The sequence below is a fragment of the Paenibacillus sp. AGC31 genome, assembly GCF_057334655.1.
In genome coordinates this window covers 183,263-200,541 of the sequence record NZ_JBHFJH010000031.1, presented here as the reverse complement: position 1 = coordinate 200,541, position 17,279 = coordinate 183,263, and the positions used below count along the sequence as shown (strand labels likewise).

The 17,279-nt window shown below is 46.0% G+C and carries 15 protein-coding genes; 10 read left to right on the top strand and 5 right to left on the bottom strand.

Annotated features, from left to right (window positions below; genetic code table 11):
- Positions 1–2: 2 nt before the first annotated feature.
- The 3 genes from ACE04G_RS19390 to ACE04G_RS19380 form a co-directional block, all read right to left on the bottom strand.
- Entirely contained in the window at positions 3–1,445 is a 1,443-nt protein-coding gene (locus ACE04G_RS19390; RefSeq protein WP_339179625.1) for a sensor histidine kinase, read from the bottom strand.
- 20 nt (positions 1,446–1,465) lie between these two features.
- Positions 1,466–2,167, bottom strand: coding sequence for a response regulator transcription factor (locus ACE04G_RS19385; RefSeq protein WP_339179622.1), 702 nt, complete (start codon positions 2,165–2,167; stop codon positions 1,466–1,468).
- A gap of 236 nt (positions 2,168–2,403) precedes the next feature.
- Positions 2,404–3,234, bottom strand: coding sequence for a helix-turn-helix domain-containing protein (locus tag ACE04G_RS19380; RefSeq protein ID WP_221820625.1), 831 nt, complete (start codon positions 3,232–3,234; stop codon positions 2,404–2,406).
- 413 nt (positions 3,235–3,647) lie between these two features.
- On the opposite strand from ACE04G_RS19380, the gene ACE04G_RS19375 reads away from it, so the two are divergent.
- Both ACE04G_RS19375 and ACE04G_RS19370 read left to right on the top strand, forming a co-directional pair.
- A complete protein-coding gene (locus tag ACE04G_RS19375) occupies positions 3,648–4,424 on the top strand; it encodes a sugar phosphate isomerase/epimerase family protein (RefSeq protein ID WP_449003996.1) in 777 nt (258 codons plus the stop codon).
- A 55-nt stretch (positions 4,425–4,479) separates the two neighbouring features.
- Positions 4,480–5,499, top strand: coding sequence for a Gfo/Idh/MocA family protein (locus tag ACE04G_RS19370; RefSeq protein ID WP_062836369.1), 1,020 nt, complete (start codon positions 4,480–4,482; stop codon positions 5,497–5,499).
- A gap of 126 nt (positions 5,500–5,625) precedes the next feature.
- On the opposite strand, the gene ACE04G_RS19365 is transcribed toward ACE04G_RS19370, so the two are convergent.
- Both ACE04G_RS19365 and ACE04G_RS19360 read right to left on the bottom strand, forming a co-directional pair.
- The gene (locus ACE04G_RS19365) at positions 5,626–6,573 is read right to left on the bottom strand and encodes an aldo/keto reductase (protein WP_339179618.1); all 948 of its coding nucleotides are present in this window, start codon (positions 6,571–6,573) and stop codon (positions 5,626–5,628) included.
- 20 nt (positions 6,574–6,593) lie between these two features.
- A complete protein-coding gene (locus tag ACE04G_RS19360) occupies positions 6,594–7,598 on the bottom strand; it encodes a Gfo/Idh/MocA family protein (protein ID WP_449003995.1) in 1,005 nt (334 codons plus the stop codon).
- 118 nt (positions 7,599–7,716) lie between these two features.
- Here ACE04G_RS19360 and ACE04G_RS19355 point away from each other — a divergent pair, with 118 nt between their 5' ends.
- The 8 genes from ACE04G_RS19355 (at position 7,717) to ACE04G_RS19320 (ending at position 17,279) form a co-directional block, all read left to right on the top strand.
- Positions 7,717–8,556 (top strand): AraC family transcriptional regulator, encoded by an 840-nt coding sequence (locus tag ACE04G_RS19355; RefSeq protein ID WP_221820633.1) that lies wholly within the window; start codon positions 7,717–7,719, stop codon positions 8,554–8,556.
- Positions 8,557–8,662: 106 nt separating this feature from the next.
- On the top strand, positions 8,663–9,070 hold the full coding sequence (locus ACE04G_RS19350) for an RrF2 family transcriptional regulator (RefSeq protein WP_017692155.1): 408 nt from the start codon (positions 8,663–8,665) through the stop codon (positions 9,068–9,070).
- A 212-nt stretch (positions 9,071–9,282) separates the two neighbouring features.
- A complete protein-coding gene (locus ACE04G_RS19345) occupies positions 9,283–9,732 on the top strand; it encodes a nuclear transport factor 2 family protein (protein WP_074096526.1) in 450 nt (149 codons plus the stop codon).
- 300 nt (positions 9,733–10,032) lie between these two features.
- Positions 10,033–10,551 (top strand): antiterminator LoaP, encoded by a 519-nt coding sequence (loaP, locus tag ACE04G_RS19340; protein WP_221820635.1) that lies wholly within the window; start codon positions 10,033–10,035, stop codon positions 10,549–10,551.
- Positions 10,552–10,846: 295 nt separating this feature from the next.
- Positions 10,847–11,842, top strand: coding sequence for a 3-oxoacyl-ACP synthase III family protein (locus ACE04G_RS19335; RefSeq protein ID WP_339179607.1), 996 nt, complete (start codon positions 10,847–10,849; stop codon positions 11,840–11,842).
- Between the two features lie 14 nt (positions 11,843–11,856).
- Positions 11,857–12,573 carry a thioesterase II family protein gene (locus tag ACE04G_RS19330; protein ID WP_179088547.1) on the top strand — a complete coding sequence of 239 codons (717 nt, stop codon included), beginning with the start codon at positions 11,857–11,859 and terminating at the stop codon, positions 12,571–12,573.
- Between the two features lie 25 nt (positions 12,574–12,598).
- A complete protein-coding gene (locus ACE04G_RS19325; protein ID WP_449003994.1) occupies positions 12,599–13,468 on the top strand; it encodes an acyl carrier protein in 870 nt (289 codons plus the stop codon).
- A 4-nt stretch (positions 13,469–13,472) separates the two neighbouring features.
- A complete protein-coding gene (locus ACE04G_RS19320; RefSeq protein ID WP_449003993.1) occupies positions 13,473–17,279 on the top strand; it encodes a type I polyketide synthase in 3,807 nt (1,268 codons plus the stop codon).

The window sequence follows — 17,279 nt, the reverse complement described above, 5'->3', positions numbered from 1 at the left end:
GCTCAGCAGATCGGCAGATAGAACCGGAAAGTTGTGCCTTGTCCTTCTTTACTAGTAAAGGAAATATGGCCTCCATGTGCTTCAATAATGCTTTGGCAGATGGAAAGGCCCAGCCCTGTACCTTCCTGAACACGTTGTTCTGCATGACTCGCCTGGCCTCTGAAGTAACGCTGAAAAACAAACGGCATGTCCTGTACACGTATTCCCTGACCCGAATCGGCAATCGTCACTTTCAAGTGCCCGGATTCCAGTTCCATATCAATACGGATCGTGTCTCCTGGAGCTGTATGCTTGAGGGCATTGGCGGCAAGATTGGAGATCACCTGTTCAATTCGAGTGGGATCGATAGCGATTAACACATTGGGGATGTAGTTGGGCCCTTTATAGATAAGCCCCTTTGTTAGGACAACATGTTCAATAGGTTTCAACATCGTCTCCAGTATAGGCCCACTGTACATTTCACGGGTTTCCACCGAAATTTGCCCCAATTCCTGAAGTGCATGAACCAGCAGATCCTCCACAAGGCGGGCTGTCTTATCCGTATGGGTCCGCATGACTCCCATATATTCCATCAGCGTCTCCTGATCGTTGCATAGTCCTTCCTCAATAGCTTCTATGTATGCTTTTATTGTGGTAATTGGTGTTTTAATGTCATGAGATATATTGGTGATGAGTTCTTTTTGTGCTTGTTCCTGCTGAATACGCTGCTCGCTCATATGTTTAATCTCCGTGCGCATTAGATCAAACATGGCATATACTTCGAGCAATTCATCGTTCCGGTTGTACTGGATTTTTTCTTCATAATTGCCTTTAAGCATGGATTCCGCATGTTGCTTCAATTGATGGATGGGAGAGAGCAGATGTTTGTCCAGTTTTCGTTTCATCCAAAATAGAAATAAGCTCAGAATCAGGGACAGGAGCATGAGTGCGCTAATCAATATAACCGGAAAAGTCATCGGTTGCTGAACCGTAACCATAGCTTGGGGGATGGAAAAGATGGCATTGCCGATCTGACTTCCCATCGGTCCATCCATCACGGGAAAAGCAATATCAAGCAAATCGTTACCGCCCGCCGCCTGCGTGGCATGATGCAGATCATAATGAAGAGTTGTACGCAGATTAACTTGCGTTCCTTCAGAGGTGGGGTCGGAGGACAGAATGACTTTTCCATCCAAGTTTAGATAGGTAAGCAGAACTCTGGTCTCTCTGGCGGTGGAACGTATGTCTTTACGAATATTTTGTTCATTAAGATACTGATGATTTTGCTCCAAAGCGAGTAAGATCGGATTGACCTTGAGTCGAACCTGATTCAGGGACAGATTGGATTCGCCTGAATTTTGATCTTGTAACAGCATCATCGACAGTGCAAGAATACTTAAAACGATAATCATGAGAAGCCCAAGTGTTGTTAACAACCAGCGTTTGGACCAGCTGTTCAATGACATGTGGGAGCCTCCAATCTCACTTATTCGTAATTGAATTTGTAACCGACACCCCATACAGTCTTCAGAACGGTCGGATGCGAGGCATCTGCCTCAATTTTTTCACGCAGTCTGCGAATGTATACGGTTACGGTATTTTCATCGCCGTAGGTTGCATATCCCCAGATGGCATCGAGCAACTGGGCTTTGGAGAATACCTGATTCTTATGGCTTGCCAGATAATGAAGTAATTCGAATTCCTTGGCAGACAGAGAAACTTCCGATCCGTTTAATGTAACTTTATAGGCTTTTTTATCAATCACCAGGTTTCCAAGATGCAGCAGATCTGTTCTGTCTCCAACGGATGTCATGCTGTCATAACGCCTGAAGTGGGCATTAATCCGTGCTAACAGTTCGCTCAGCGAGAAGGGCTTGGTCATATAGTCGTCTGCTCCAAAGCCAAGACCAAGTACCTTATCGGTATCACTGCCTCTGGCACTTAGAATGAGGATGGGGATATTGTTGCGCCTTCTGATCTCTCGACAGACCTCGATCCCGTCCATGTCCGGAAGCATAATATCCAGAATGATGTAGTCTGGTTGAATAAGATCCATGATCTGAAGCCCGTCTTGTCCAGTGGCTGCCACGGCGGCTTCATATTGATTTTTGGTTAAATAATCTCGCAGAATGCGCGAAATATCTGATTCATCCTCGATGATGAGGACTTTGCGCTGGTGGGTTAGCATATGTATCGCTCCAGTATGATAGATGGGAATTCAATGAGATATATGAATTAGGTAAGGTGACAGTCTTTATAATTGTACAGTCTTGTTCTCTTGGAGTCACATGAAAAAATATTGAAGTGTACTTCATTCTTATATAAAACGTTCTGACTTCCAGTCGTACTGAGAGTTGATCATAGTTCAATGTATTAAAATAACCCATGAACCTCTTTAAGGTCATGGGTTTCTGATACTTAACATCATACATGCTCCAGATCATCGATAGGCTCATGCTGCTTGGATTTGAGATACTCCGCCGGAGACACACCGAAGTGCGCCCGGAATACCCGGTGGAAATAGGAGTAGCTTGCAAAACCGCAGGATTCCGCAATATGCTCCAGTGTCATTTCACTGTATTTCATTCGTTCCAGCGCTGCATTCAGACGGATCTCAATCGCATATTGAATCATGGTCTGATTGTAGTGCTCCTTGAATAAACGGACTGCACGTGACAGACTGAGCCCCGCATAACGAGCCGCTTCCTCAAGCTTGAACGTAACCGTGGCATGCTCCTCAATAAAACGTTTTAACTTCAGCGCAGAGGACACTGCCCGATCAGTCTGAATATTCTCTTTAATTGCCCGGTCAATATACAGACATAATCCGCGCAGTAACGCATCCTTTAGCTCCGCATTCTCCTCAAGAGGTCCGCGACGTTTCTCAAGTAACATATTTCTCCAAAGGCTGATGAGCTTGTCATCAAGTCCAATTCGGCTCACGGTAGATCGATGCTGCCGTTTCCACCAGTTCTCGATCCAGCTGCCCTCGCAGAACAGATAATAATCTCCGCTGGACAAACGTCCTTCCTTATGCGGTTCATCTACAACGAGATGATAGTCGTCACCAGGCTTTAAGAGCAGCAAGTCCCCGCTCGTCATCCTGAATTCCTCATCCTGTACATATACTTTGCATGAGCCTTCGGTCTGCAGACGGAACAGGTAGGTTTGCAGCTCGCCCTTCATATTATGAGTGAACGCCTTATAGTGGTATGAGTAGTCACAGATCAGTACAGATGTCTCTAACGTATCCAAAGATAAAATCCCCCAATATGTACATCCTTTTACATCATAAGTTTAACTTAACATTTACACGAAAACGGAGAGGACAGAAAGAACCTGAAGAAACGAAGTTAAAAGCTTTCTGGAAGAAAGCTGCATCGGAAGCATAAACTCGCCTTTATCTCCGGATTTTATCCTTTTGAAAAGGAAATCAAAAAAATCTGGGGATAACAGCGATCGGAAGGTTGTTCTGTCATCGGAGTGCCAGTGTAAATATCTTCAGTTGAAATTAGCTACATTCAATAGATGCAAAATGATGGAAATAAAATTTGATCAGATAGTTCATGTTCTGACTATATTGTATATGTTCATTCTAGCCTGTTTTGCGGTAGGATGATACCAGATAGAGCAATGAAAGCAAATTTGAGAACAGAGGTGTATCCTACATGAAAAAACTTAATATTGGTTTGCAATTGTTTACACTCCGTGATGAAACTGCAGCAGATTTTCGTGGTACGTTGCGTAAGGTAGCGGCCCTTGGATATGAAGGCGTGGAGTTTGCCGGATATGGTGACATTCCAGCCGAAGAAATGAAAGCGCTACTAGATGAACTTGGATTGAAAGGATTCAGCAGCCATGTTTCACTACATGCGATGCGCGAAGACTTGCAAAAACAACTCGATTACCTGAAAACAATTGGTGCACAATATATCATTTGTCCTTACCTGATGCCAGAAGATCGTCCTGAGAATGCAGAAGGTTGGACCAAGCTGTTCGATGAGTTACAACAATATGGAGCTGAAGCGGCGAAGCAAGGTTTGATCTTCGGTTACCATAACCATGACTTTGAATTCCATGGCCAGGTTGGTGATGCCAATGCCTTTGATGCCATGTTCGCTCAAACATCACCGGAAGCGGTAAAAGTGGAAATGGACGTATGTTGGGTACAATTTGCGGGACAAAATCCGATCGAGTATATTAATAAATATGCGGGTCGCTTACCGCTGCTTCACCTGAAAGATTTCAGCAAAGACGAACAGGGTCAGATGAAAACGCTGGAACTGGGCCAAGGTTCGGTTGACCTGCCGGCTGTTATTGAAGGCGCTACGAATGCAGGCGTGGAATGGTTGATCGTGGAACAAGACGTATGTCAGAACCCTCCGCTTGAGAGCGTATCCAATAGCTACAACTGGCTGAAAGAAAACTACCTGAACCAATTCTAATGGACCATCGAACCATGAAAAATGCTAATCTATTTGTCAAAGGAGACTTATGTACATGAGTAAAATTAAAGTTGCTGTATTCGGCTGTGGAGCCATTGCCGAGCGCAGACATATTCCAGAGTACGCTGCCAATGAGAACGTAGAACTTGTCGCTTTTGCCGATCCGATTGTGGAGCGTGCGGAGAAGATGGCCGAGACTTACGGCGGTAAAGCTTATTCCAGTTACGAAGAATTGCTTGCAAACGAAACAGTTGATGCCGTTAGTGTGTGTACACCGAACTATCTGCATGCGCCAATGGCGATTGCTGCTGCAAATGCAGGCAAGCATGTTTTGGTTGAGAAACCAATGGCAGTATCCACTGAAGAAGGCGAGCAAATGATCGAAGCTGCCAAGAAAAATGGTGTGTATCTGATGGTTGGACACAACCAGCGTCTGATGCCTCCTCATGTCAAAGCAAAAGAAATTCTCGACTCCGGCAAACTCGGTAAAGTCCTGAATTTCCGTACTTCCTTCGGTCACCCGGGTCCGGAAGCATGGAGTGTGGACGGAGCTGAAAGCTGGTTCTTCCGTAAAGAAGAAGCGATTATGGGCGCTATGGGCGACCTCGGCGTGCACAAATCAGACTTCATCCGTTACTTGCTGAATGATGAAGTATCTGAAGTGGCTGGTTTCATCAGCACACTGCACAAGGAAGGCACTAAAGTTGACGATAACGCAACTTGTTTGCTGCGTATGAAGAGCGGAGCGATCGGAACGCTCGTAGCAAGCTGGACACAATACAGAGCTGGAGACAACAGTACAGTGCTGTGGTGCGAGAATGGCGTTATGAAGATCGGAACAGTGGAAGGCGATGAAGTTATCGTTGAACTGACCAATGGTACAGTTGAGACGTACAAAGTTGGTGCCATGGCTACCAATGAGAAACAAGTGCCGAGTGGTGTAATTGACGCATTTGTAGAGTCGATTGTAACCCAAACACCTCCAGCGATTTCCGGAGAAGAGGGATTACGTTCCCTGCAAGTGATCCTGGCAGCATTCGAATCCGAGAAAACAGGTCAGATCATTAAGCTGTAATTCAACTGAATAACAGTGCAATTTCTAACATTCTATATGGCTTAATCTATGACATAAAGGACTTACCTTCAGAGATGTGCTCTGGGGTAAGTCCTTCTGTATTTGTTGATGAATAATTAACTTTCTTTAGATGCCGGCCGGCACTTCACTGCCTAGGTCCAGCCATGTTATTTCAGCAGGAGTCAGCGTGATGCGGGAACCTTCGTCACAGGACAGCAGCTCCGCCTGATTCTGGGCTCCGATCAGGGCACAAGTTGGGAACGTCTGATTCAATACATAAGCGAGTGCAATCTGGATCGGTGTTGTTTTCTTCGAATTCGCCAATTGTTCAGCCCGGCGCAACCGTTCCCAGTTGCCATCACTGTAAAATACACGCACCAGATCTTCGTTATCCCGAACTTCAGGTGTGAATCTTCCAGTGAAGAAACCACGTGCTTGGGAGGACCAGGATAGCAAGGGCAACTTGGATTGCTCATGCCATGCCAGTGTCTCTGCATCTGCTGACACACAGCCTTCCCAGAAAGGTTCGTTTGCTTTGGCGAGACTGAGATTTGGGCTGCTGAATGTGAAGCCCTTCAGGCCATTTGCCGCAGCGTATGCATTGGCTTCCTCGAGCCGCTGCCAGGTCCAGTTGGAGGCGCCAATTGCGCCGACTTTACCGGATTCAATATGTTCGTTCAGTGCTTCAAGAATAACACTGACAGGGGTATTGGGATCATCCCGGTGCAAGGCATACATCTCTACGTGATCTGTCTGCAGACGCTCCAGACTTTCCATCAAGTCACTGCGGATGGCATCAGCGTTCACACGTGGTCCATTCTGGTCATGATGCGCGCCTTTGGTGAGAATGACGATCTGGTCGCGGTTACCACGTTCCTTCATGTAACGACCAAGGACTTCTTCACTCTGTCCACCACAATAGATATGTGCTGTATCTACAGTGTTACCACCAATCGACAGAAAAGCATCCATGTTCGTAGCTGCTTTATCGTAGGCATCATGCACGAAATAATCGGTTCCTTTAATCAATCTGGAGACACGTTTACCTGCACCAGCAATTTCGATATATTCCATAAGTCAGTTCATCCTCTCAATTATAGTGTAATTCGTGTACGTTCTTCCGCTGAACGAAGGCAAGCTTCCAGTACTTTCATATTAGCTACTGCATCGGAAGGGGCGAAGCGCAGATCCTTGCTCTGAAGTACAGCACGTGCCATATCATCTCCCTGCAGAGAGTAGTGGTTCACTTGCGGAACTTCAATCTCTCTGCGTTCACCACCAGTCGTTACATAGAAGTTGGAACTGCGGTCCTGTCTGCTGATAAATGCGGAAGGTACTTCAATAATCCCGTCGGATCCCAATACCTCCAGCGTGTTGCGGAAGGCTGCCCACATGCTGCTGTCAAACGTCACGCCAACGTGATTATCGAATTCCAGCAGTCCGGAAGCCATCATATCGACTTGATCATGCTGTGGAGAGAACATGCCAATAACGGTAACTGCGCTTGGTTCTTGACCAAGCAACAGACGTGCTACGCTGATGGAATAACATCCGATATCATACAGTGCACCTCCGCCCCAATCCCGCCGAAAGCGGACATTGCCGGATGCATTGGAGTTATTAAATGAAAATGTGCTGTGCATACCACGAATCTCACCAATCTCACCGCTGGCAATGATATCCCGGATCTGCTCATATCTTGGATGATGGCGGTACATGAATGCTTCAGCCAGCTGCACACCTGCATCTGCACAAGCTTGAACCATCTCCTGAGCTTCCTGTTCTGTCAGAGCCAGTGGTTTTTCGCACAAAATATGTTTGCCTGCTTCAGCAGCACGGATCGTCCAATCGCGATGCAGATGATTCGGCAATGGGATATATACGGCATCAATGGAATCATCCGCGAGCAAAGCTTCATAACTGCCATAAGCCTTGTCGATCCCAAGTTGTTCGGCAGTCTGTTTGGCTTTATCTTCGTCCCGACTGGCAATCGCGGTTACTTCATTCAACTCGGATTGCTGCAGGCCTGGAATGACGGATTCCACAGCAATGCTAGCGCTACCAAGAATGCCCCAACGCAATTTTTGAACTGAATTCATTTGTTGTATCCTCCTGTGTATGAATGTATATTGTGATTATAAAGAATAGACCAATGAATTAAAATGATAATATATTGAAGTTAGTTAACACAATATTGTTGATTAAGGAGAACCGGCTATGATGAGACAATCCGTATTGCTTACCCTACAGGATATTCCATATTTTTGTTATCCCGAGTCCGTTGGACATTATATGGACCACGTCCAGCATTCCGTGTTGCGTGAGGCTGGCGCACTGAACAACTTTAATATTCACTACGTTGCTTCGGGCAAGGGATATGTTGAAGTGGACGGGGTGGTGCATGAGCTTCGTGCAGGTCAGGCGGTTCTCTATTTCCCGCAGCAGCGGCAGCATTATTATAGTAGTGAAGATGATCCATGGGATGTACGATGGCTTCATTTTTACGGTGAACGTCTGCATGATTATATGATCGAGCGGGGGTTACATCGCAATCTATTGTGGACACTGCGGCAACGCAGCTCTTGGGAAGAGGCTCATCTGGCCTTGCTCACTGAGGCGGAACAGAACACGATGCTGCGTCCGGCTCAGCTATCCACACTGACTTATGCCGTACTCGCCGAGTTCGTGCAGCATGCGGTACCTTTAAAGAGCACACGCACTACCAGCAAGACGGAGAGTCGGGTTCTTGCGCTGCTTCCACAGATGCAGCAGGAGGCCTGCCAACCTTTCCTGTTACAGGACTGGGCGGATCTCGCAGGTGTGAGTTCGTATTACTTTTGCAAAATATTCAAGAGTGCTGTGGAGATGACGCCCATGGAGTTTATCACTCGTTCACGACTACAGATGGCGAAGCAATGGTTACTCGAACGGCCTACGGCCAACATTGGACAAATCGCGGAGGAAGCGGGGTATCCTAATGCCAGTTATTTTAACCGCCAGTTCATGGCCCATGAGGGGATGACACCTACGGATTACCGCGGATTGTATCACAATTAACCCGTATCCTTTCGTTGTTGCCAGTGCTTGAGGCATAGTGGTTTGACAGAGAGCTCAATCAAGTCTATTATGGATAAATTAAATCCGTATATAATGAGGTGCCCTCATGAAATATTCAAAAGCGACAAATTATGCTTTGCATACGATGCTTCATCTTGTAAGTACTGCTCCTGAGCAGCTGGTTAGTGTACACCAACTTGCAGAATTGCAGAAGGTATCACCAACGTATCTGTCCAAAATTTTGACCAAATTGGTTAAGGCGGGCATGATCGAATCGACTTCTGGCGCCAATGGTGGCTACCGGCTTAGTCGTAAAAATCCTGATCCTTCTTTCCTGGAGATCATTCATGCGATTGAAGGTCAGGCGTCCCTGTTCGAATGTTCCCAGAATCATAACGCAGGCTGTTTGATCCAGCAGGTGATGGTGCAGGCGGAAGAAGAGATGGAAAGTTTTTTGAACAATAAAAAAATGTCAGAACTGGCTTCCCAGATGAAGGGTGCACATTCCCTGTAAGTTGCACTAGAAGTGAAGTTTCGATGGACGCGGTTAACTCGTCTGGCACATAGGTATATCCAGGTCTTTCCCAACCTCGCGAGAGGTAAGGAAAGATTTTTTTGTATCGTTGTACCTATTAGAAGCCGAATGGTACAATAAGGAAGGTATAGTATGCATACATACATGATCCAAATCTTACATCACATTTTACATCTCTGGAGGGACAACACATGAGCCAATCAACGATCACAGGACTGGAACAATTGCTCGCGCTTGAAAACATTCGGAATACCAAGGCGCGTTATTGCCGCTATATTGATACGAAGCAGTGGGATACCTTGGGTGACGTATTCGCTCCGGATGCTGTGGCCGATTTCAGCACAGAAGGCAATCCAATTCCGGTATTAACAGGCCGAGATACGATCGTACAAGTCTTCCGTGATCTGGTGGATGTTGCCGTAACCGTGCATCATGTTCATAGCGCCGAAGTTGAATTTGTATCCGAGAACGAAGCAAAGGTCATCTCCCCAATGGAAGATTGGGTCACTTTCCCGGAGGGCAATGAGAACAAATCCTTCCACGGATTTGGGCATTACCACGAAACTTTTGTCAAAATCGACGGCCAGTGGTACATCAAACATACAAGTCTGAAACGTCTTCGTTTGGACCTGTTTGAATAGGATAAGGATGGATAAAGATCACTTACAGAGGTTCGGTGCTGTAAGTGATTTTTTGGTTACCATGGAGACGAGTATTGTTCCGAAATTCGATATTAGACAAAATGTGAGTGCTTTATGTGAATTGTAAGATTATTTTACATAAAATTGAATTAATAGCATTGACGTTCCAAAAGTCATGGGTTAAGATATTCACAACAAAACAATTACATTTTATTACACAAATTGAAACTTAGGGATTTAATTCTCTCTTATTTTATGTATATTTCCGCTTGGCTAATTTGTTAATCAGAGGATGATGCCATGAACTGGTACGCATTGTTTGTACATACAGGAAGCGAAGAAGTCATTAGGAAATACCTACATATGTATCTAGGAACCTCCATCCGAGTTTTAATCCCCAAGAGAAAAGTTCCGGAGAAGAAATCAGGTATTTTTGAAGCCTGTACCAAAAAACTCTTTCCTGGTTATGTATTAATTCAAGTCAACATGTCCGCCGAAACATACCACTTAATCTGTTCTATTCCTCATATCATTAAAATGCTGGGAACTAATGCAAGCTGCACGCCAATCCCGGATCATGAAATGACCACATTGCTTAACCTCATCAATCCGGAAGATATTATCGATTATTCAACCGTATATATGGAAAATACCAAAGTTGTGGTGCTAGATGGCCCATTGATGGGAAACGAAGGCATCATTAAGAAGATTGACAAGCATACACGCAGAGCAAAGGTGTGGCTTCATCTAACAGGCTACGATGAACCCAAATTAGTTGATTTGGGTGTTGAAATTTTATATGCAACACAAGAAAAATGAGTACTCAGACATGTTATGGTCACATACGACAACCAAAACCGGAGGAGCAGAATGAAGCTTAGGCACATTTTGCAACCAAAGGAGTCATATGCATAAACACTGAAATACACATTGTGTATCAACAGGGCGAAGCCATGTACGTTGAGCAGTCATCACTACATGTTGTTGAATAAGGTATTTCTGTGACAGTAAAGCGCAAACAAGCGGCTGAGCTGTTCTTTTTGTTGTCTTCAGGAAATTTATTGTTTTCAGAGAGGGCTGCTCACCTTGGATTCAGGAAAGGAAGACGTGATGCATGAGACAAATGACCATTCGCGGTATCGGCATGTATGTGCCGGAATCCGTGTTGACGAATCAGGGGCTGGAGGCCATGGACATTAACGCCAATGCGGACTGGATCTACCATAACCTTGGAATCCGCGAACGAAGAATCTCCCATAAGCATGAGTATACCAGTGATTTGGCATTGGAAGCTGCGAGACAAGCTATAGAGCAGGCTGCGATGGATGCCGAGGATATTGATATGATCATTATGGCGACCTTCACACCGGATCGTTTAATACCACATCCGTCCGCTCTTGTGAAGGAAAAGCTTGGAGCAGACCAAGCCATTTGTCTGGATCTTCGCGCGGGCTGTGCCGGGTTCAGCTATGGATTATTGAATGCGTATTATACGTTCCAGGCTGAAGAGGATATAAGCAATATTCTAGTCATCGGCGCGGATACCTATTCGAAAGTAACGGATTGGCAGGATCGGGCAGCATGTTCCAGTGTGGGAGACGGCGCAGGGGCATTTGTCTTACAGGAATTAGATGAAAATGACTCTTATCACAGCGTTTTTTTGAACGGAATCATGCATCACGAGAATATGGAAGATATCAGTTATGGAACATTGCCTGTTCATTATGGACACATTCCTGACGGATCTGTTTCCGTCTATACGTCCAATGGCCGATATTTATATGAACAATTGGTCCGAGGTATTCCACGGCTCGTGAATCGTCTTTTGCGCAAAGTAAAATGGAATATGGGGGAAGTAGATCTGTTTATTTTCCCGCAAACGAACAGTAATCTGATTCGAGAACTCGCCGTTGCCTTGGGTATCCCACAAGAAAAAGCCTATATGACGATGGAAAAATACGGGTATACCTCTAACGCCTGTTTGCCAATTGCGGTGACCGAGGCTGTGAAGCAAGGGGCACTGAAAGCAGGTAATCGTGTTGTGTTGGTTGGGGCCGGGGCTGGAACGTATTATTGCGCTACAGCGATTAGATGGGGAGAAGTCGTGTAAGTGGAGAGGAGATTATGACCAAGATGCGATTATATTGTGTCCCTTATGCAGGTGGTTCAGCATCAATATATAACAAATGGAAAAAGGGGTTATCCGAATCCATTGTGCTGAACCCGGTTGAACTTGCAGGACGTGGATTGAAATTCTCCAAGCCGCTCTATGAGAGTATTCAGCAAAGTGTAGATGATGTATTTGATTATATATCTAGCGATTTACCAGATGAGGAGCCATATGCCCTATTTGGACATAGCCTCGGAAGTCTGATTATCTATGAACTGTATAACAAAATGCATGAAGAGCAGTTCAGGAAACCCATACACATGTTTTTCTCGGGGCGAGAGACGCCGGATTATAAAAAAGAACAGGTCTATTACCATTTGCCCGAAGGACAGTTCATCGACCGCATTAAGGAAATGGGCGGTACCCCGGATGAGTTCTTTGAGAACCAGCAACTGATGGATATGTTTATCCCCATATTACGTAAGGATCTGGAGATGAATGAGACGTATACCTACGAAGAGAAGCCTTATAAGCTGCAATGTGATATCACGATACTGAACGGAGCAGAGGATGAAGGTTACATTCTGGATTGTGCAGAACGTTGGAGAGGTTATACGGAACAAGGAAGTGCCGCCCGGATATACAAAGGGGGGCATTTTTATTTATTTGAAGGCAGTATGCATCGGGTGACTAGCATGATCAATCAGACATTAACAAGTTATATGGAGTAGATCCTATACGGAGGTGAGGTGTCCAATGAATCAACGGCAGATTACTTCAATTGAACAGCTAGAGACAACTATTCTGGACGTATTTCATGTTGTGCTGGGAGCTGATGCGGGAGTCACAACCACGATTAATTTTTTTGACTTAGGGAGTGATTCTCTGCTTCTTGCCCAGGTCTATAATCAACTTGAAAAATTATATCCAGCCCAAATTACGTTAACCAATATGTTTGCCTATCCTACGATCTCCAGACTTGCTAAATTCATCGCAGACCAGGAAGGCATGGAACTGGAAGCATACCCTGTTCCATTGGATTACATGCAGAATGGTGGACAGGCCCTTCAAGACCATCGGTATGAATTCCGGATCGAGAAGGATCGCTTTAATGAAATCAGGAACTTGTCCAAAACGGCAGGCTGCACGCCTGTAGAATGGTTATGGTCTTTGTTTGCATATCTGTTGACGGAGATTGGCAATCAGCCGCAACTCACGGTCTATACACTGATTTATCGGATGAATCATATCAGTTCCATTCCGCTGGATGTGCAAGAGGTGCAGGATTTCAATGAGTTGTTTGCCCTAGCTAAACAAGCTTTACATACAGCAGACGAACAGCCTGGTCATCATATCCAGGATCTGGTTAGAGCAGGGATGAAATCACAGCATGACGCCATCCGTCCGCTATTTTACGAGGCAGATTATGTCAGTGGAGGCAGGGGGGCGCTGGAGGAACTGTTTGATGTCATCTGTGAAATTCAGAATGAAAAACGAAATATGGTGGTAACGCTGTATTGTAAACCCGGAATGAATACGGTTCAATGGAACCTTTTTTTCAGAACCTATGATCAAATGCTTGCCAAAGTGATTGAAAGTCTCCGCTCAGCGGCTGAAAGGGGATAAAACAATGAAAAACAAACTGATGGATTTCAGTGAACTGGGTATTCGTGACACAGCTCAGACGGAGTCGTCTAGTCAGCTACCTCCAGTGGCAACTCCAGCTACTATCCGTCCGGGTGATATCGCGATCGTTGGGCTCAGTGTTCGTATGCCCTTGGCAGATGATGCGGAGCAATTCTGGAATAACTTGTTGCATGGTCTGGATTGTACGAGGGATCTACCCGAGCAGCGACGCCAGGATGCCGATAATTACATCTCTCGTAAAATGAACCCTGGTGAAGACACCAAATATTTGGATGGCTCTTATCTGGAACATATCGATACCTTTGATTATCCCTTTTTTCGATTTACCCCAAAGGAAGCCAGTTTAATGAATCCGGCTCAACGTATCTTTATGGAGACAGCTTGGGCCGCTTTTGAAGATGGAGGATATACCAGTGAGAAGCTGGCGGGAAGCAATACAGGAGTATACGTTGGACTGGTATCCGATCTGGAAGGTTATCGGTATAAAGAGATGATTCATGATGTGGAGCCACAGTCTCTGCCGATCTCGGTCACAGGCAATCTATCCTGCATTTTACCCAGCCGTTTATCATACCTTCTTGATCTGAGAGGGCCGAGTATGGTGGTGGACACTGCCTGTTCTTCATCTCTGGTTGCAGTGCATCATGCTTGTAATGCCATTCGTTTGGGTGAGTGTGACATGGCGCTGGCAGGAGGCGTAAAACTCAACGTTCTTCCTCTGGACAAGGATTACTACCGAATGGGCATTGAATCATCGAATGGCATGACACGCCCCTTTGATGATAGCTCAGATGGTTCCGGAATAGGTGAAGGTGCGGCAGTCATTATGCTGAAACCACTTCAGGATGCTATCAGGGACAAGGACCAGGTGTATGCAGTCATTAAGGGCAGTGCCATTAACCAGGACGGGAACTCCATGGGGATTACGGCGCCGAATGCCAGAGCCCAGAGTGAGGTCATTGTGAAGGCGTGGAAAGCTGCGGGGGTCGATCCGGAAAGTATCGCTTATATTGAAACCCATGGAACCGGGACTGTCTTGGGAGATCCGATTGAAATCGATGGCATTAAGGGAGCATTTGAGCAATACACCGATAAGAGGCAATTTTGTGCGATCGGTTCGGTGAAGTCCAATATCGGACATTTGTATGAAAGTGCTGGGATTACAGGACTTGTTAAATCCGTATTGTCCTTAAAAAAAGGAATTTTACCTGCGGTGCAGCATTTCGATCGCCCGAATCGCAATATTGATTTTAGTGGAACGCCTGTGTATGTAAATACACGTAACCGAATCTGGCCTGCTGAGGGTGAACCTGTACGAATGGGTGTCAGTGCATTTGGATTCAGCGGAACCAATTGCCATCTCATTCTGGAGCAGGCGGGTGCAATGGAAACCAACAGCGAGACTGAGACGCGGGAGTACCTCTTCCCTCTTTCAGCCAAGACGCTTCAAGCCCTGCAACAATATATATCCAAATATACGAAATATCTGAAAACAACCGATCACACGTTAGCTGATATATGTTACACGGCAGGCACCTCCCGAACCCATTATGAACACCGTCTGGTACGGATTGCTTCCAGCAAAGAGGATTTGCTCGCCCAACTGGCCGAACTTGAAGAAGGCGGATTGGAATTCATTCGAGAGCAGTCAATCCCGGAGTCCAGTCAGCTGCATTTAACCGCTCATTGTGAAACCTATCTTGGGGGTGGGGAGGTAAGCTGGCCAAGCCTGTATTCAGGTGAGGATGTTCGCCGAATCAGCATCCCGACGTATCCATTTGAAGCTCATCGCTGCTGGATTGAGCTATCTGCTCCTCCGTCCCAAACCAAGACGGATGCCAGCGCTATGGAGAACATTCACCATTATGAGTTGGGTTGGGTTCCTGAACCGGAACGTAATTTCGATCGGAAGTTATCGGAAGGTCATATCGTTATTTTTATGGACGAAAAAAGAGAGGAAAAAAGAGAAGATCTATCTCTTCGTAAGACACTACAGCAGCAGGGGCATCAGGTTATAGAAGTGTTTGATGGACCTTCGTTCCTTCAAGTATCTTCCGAGAAGTATGTCATTTCAGACCATCGTGAGAGCATGGAACAATTGTGGGCTCATTTGGAAAAATTGACGATCACCCGGATTATCTATATTCAACAGGATCAGTCCTTTCATCCATTCTTCTATCTCCTTCAGGAGATGATAGGTGCCCAATCACAGGAGCCTGTTGACCTGGTGTTGTTGACGAATCCAATCCATTCCATCACCGGAAGAGAAGAAAATGTATTTCCTCAGGCTGCCCTGATGTTTGGTCTGGGTTTGGCTGGACGAAAAGAAGATGCACGCCTGCAATGCCGATCCATCCAAGTGGACGCGGAGACTTCGCTCCAGGATATTGTGGCTGAACTGGATCATGAAAGTGATGATTATGGTGTAGCTTATCGTGCAGGTACGCGTTACATTCAGCAGTTTGGAGCGCTGGACCCGAGTGCGTATCCTAAATGGAACTACAACATTCGCAATGACGGATTGTATCTCATTACTGGCGGACTGGGCGGCATTGGGCTGGAGCTTGGATTACAACTCGCGGAGCGATACCCGGGAATTACACTCGCACTGGTGAACAGAACTTCGCTTCCCGCACGAGAAGAGTGGGATAGCATTCTTGCTACACATTCCAACGAAGTGTTAGCTCAGAAAATCCGATCTGTGCAACAAATGGAAGCTGCTGGTGCGACAGTTCTTCCTTACCAAGCAGACATTTCAGATGAAGCTTCCATGCGAATGATTTTGAGTGAATTACGTCAGAAATACGTTCGCATTGCAGGTGTCATTCATGGAGCAGGGGTCGCTGTAGGTGGAGATCATCCACTTAAGGATAGAACGATAGAAGAAGCTGAACGTGTATTATGCCCTAAAGTGCAAGGAACCCAGGTCGTGGATCAACTCACCAGAGAGGACAATCCAGACTTTTTTGTGATGTTTTCATCCATTGCAACGTTATTTAGCGGACCGGGACAGGCCTATTACGTTGCTGCCAATGCGTATCAGGATGCTTACGCAGCCTATCGCAACCAAGAGATGGACGGAACGATGACGGTCAACTGGTCAACCTGGAAAGAAACAGGCGCAGCTGCCGCAACGGGCTACGGAGTAGACACCCTTTTCAAAGCAATGACCAATAAAGAGGCTCTGACTTGGCTGGATCAGGTGGAAGGACGTCAGATTGAACGTGTATTGATAGGACAGATGTCGACAGACCGTGGCATGTTGAAGATGATTCGCAACTATCCGTTTAGACTTTCTCCTCAAGTGGAGAGCTGGATTGATTCACGTCTACAGAGAACTTCATCACCGAAGGCGCCAGCGCCAGTGACCCCGCAAAGTGTAGCCCGGCAGGATACCGTGCTGAATGGTGCGGATGACGGAGAATACACACCATGGGAGAGAAAGGTTGCCGAAGTGTGCCAAGCTATTCTGGGCTTTAATGAAATTGATATCCATGACAGTTTCTTCGAACTTGGAGCTGACTCGATTCTGGTGAAACAAATGTATGCACAACTTGACCGTCAGTACCCGGGGGTACTCGTTGTTGCAGATCTGTTCGAACATCCGTCTGTGCACCGATTGGGTGGATATCTCGCTGATAAAACAGGCCACAAACGGGAGAAGAAACAGGTAGAGGAGCCTGTAGGTGGTGCAATTGCGCTGGACGAGGAAGTCCATTCTCTTTTTGATCAGTTGGAAGATGGCAAGATCAGCATGGAGGATATGCTCAAAGGATTAAAACATATCTGA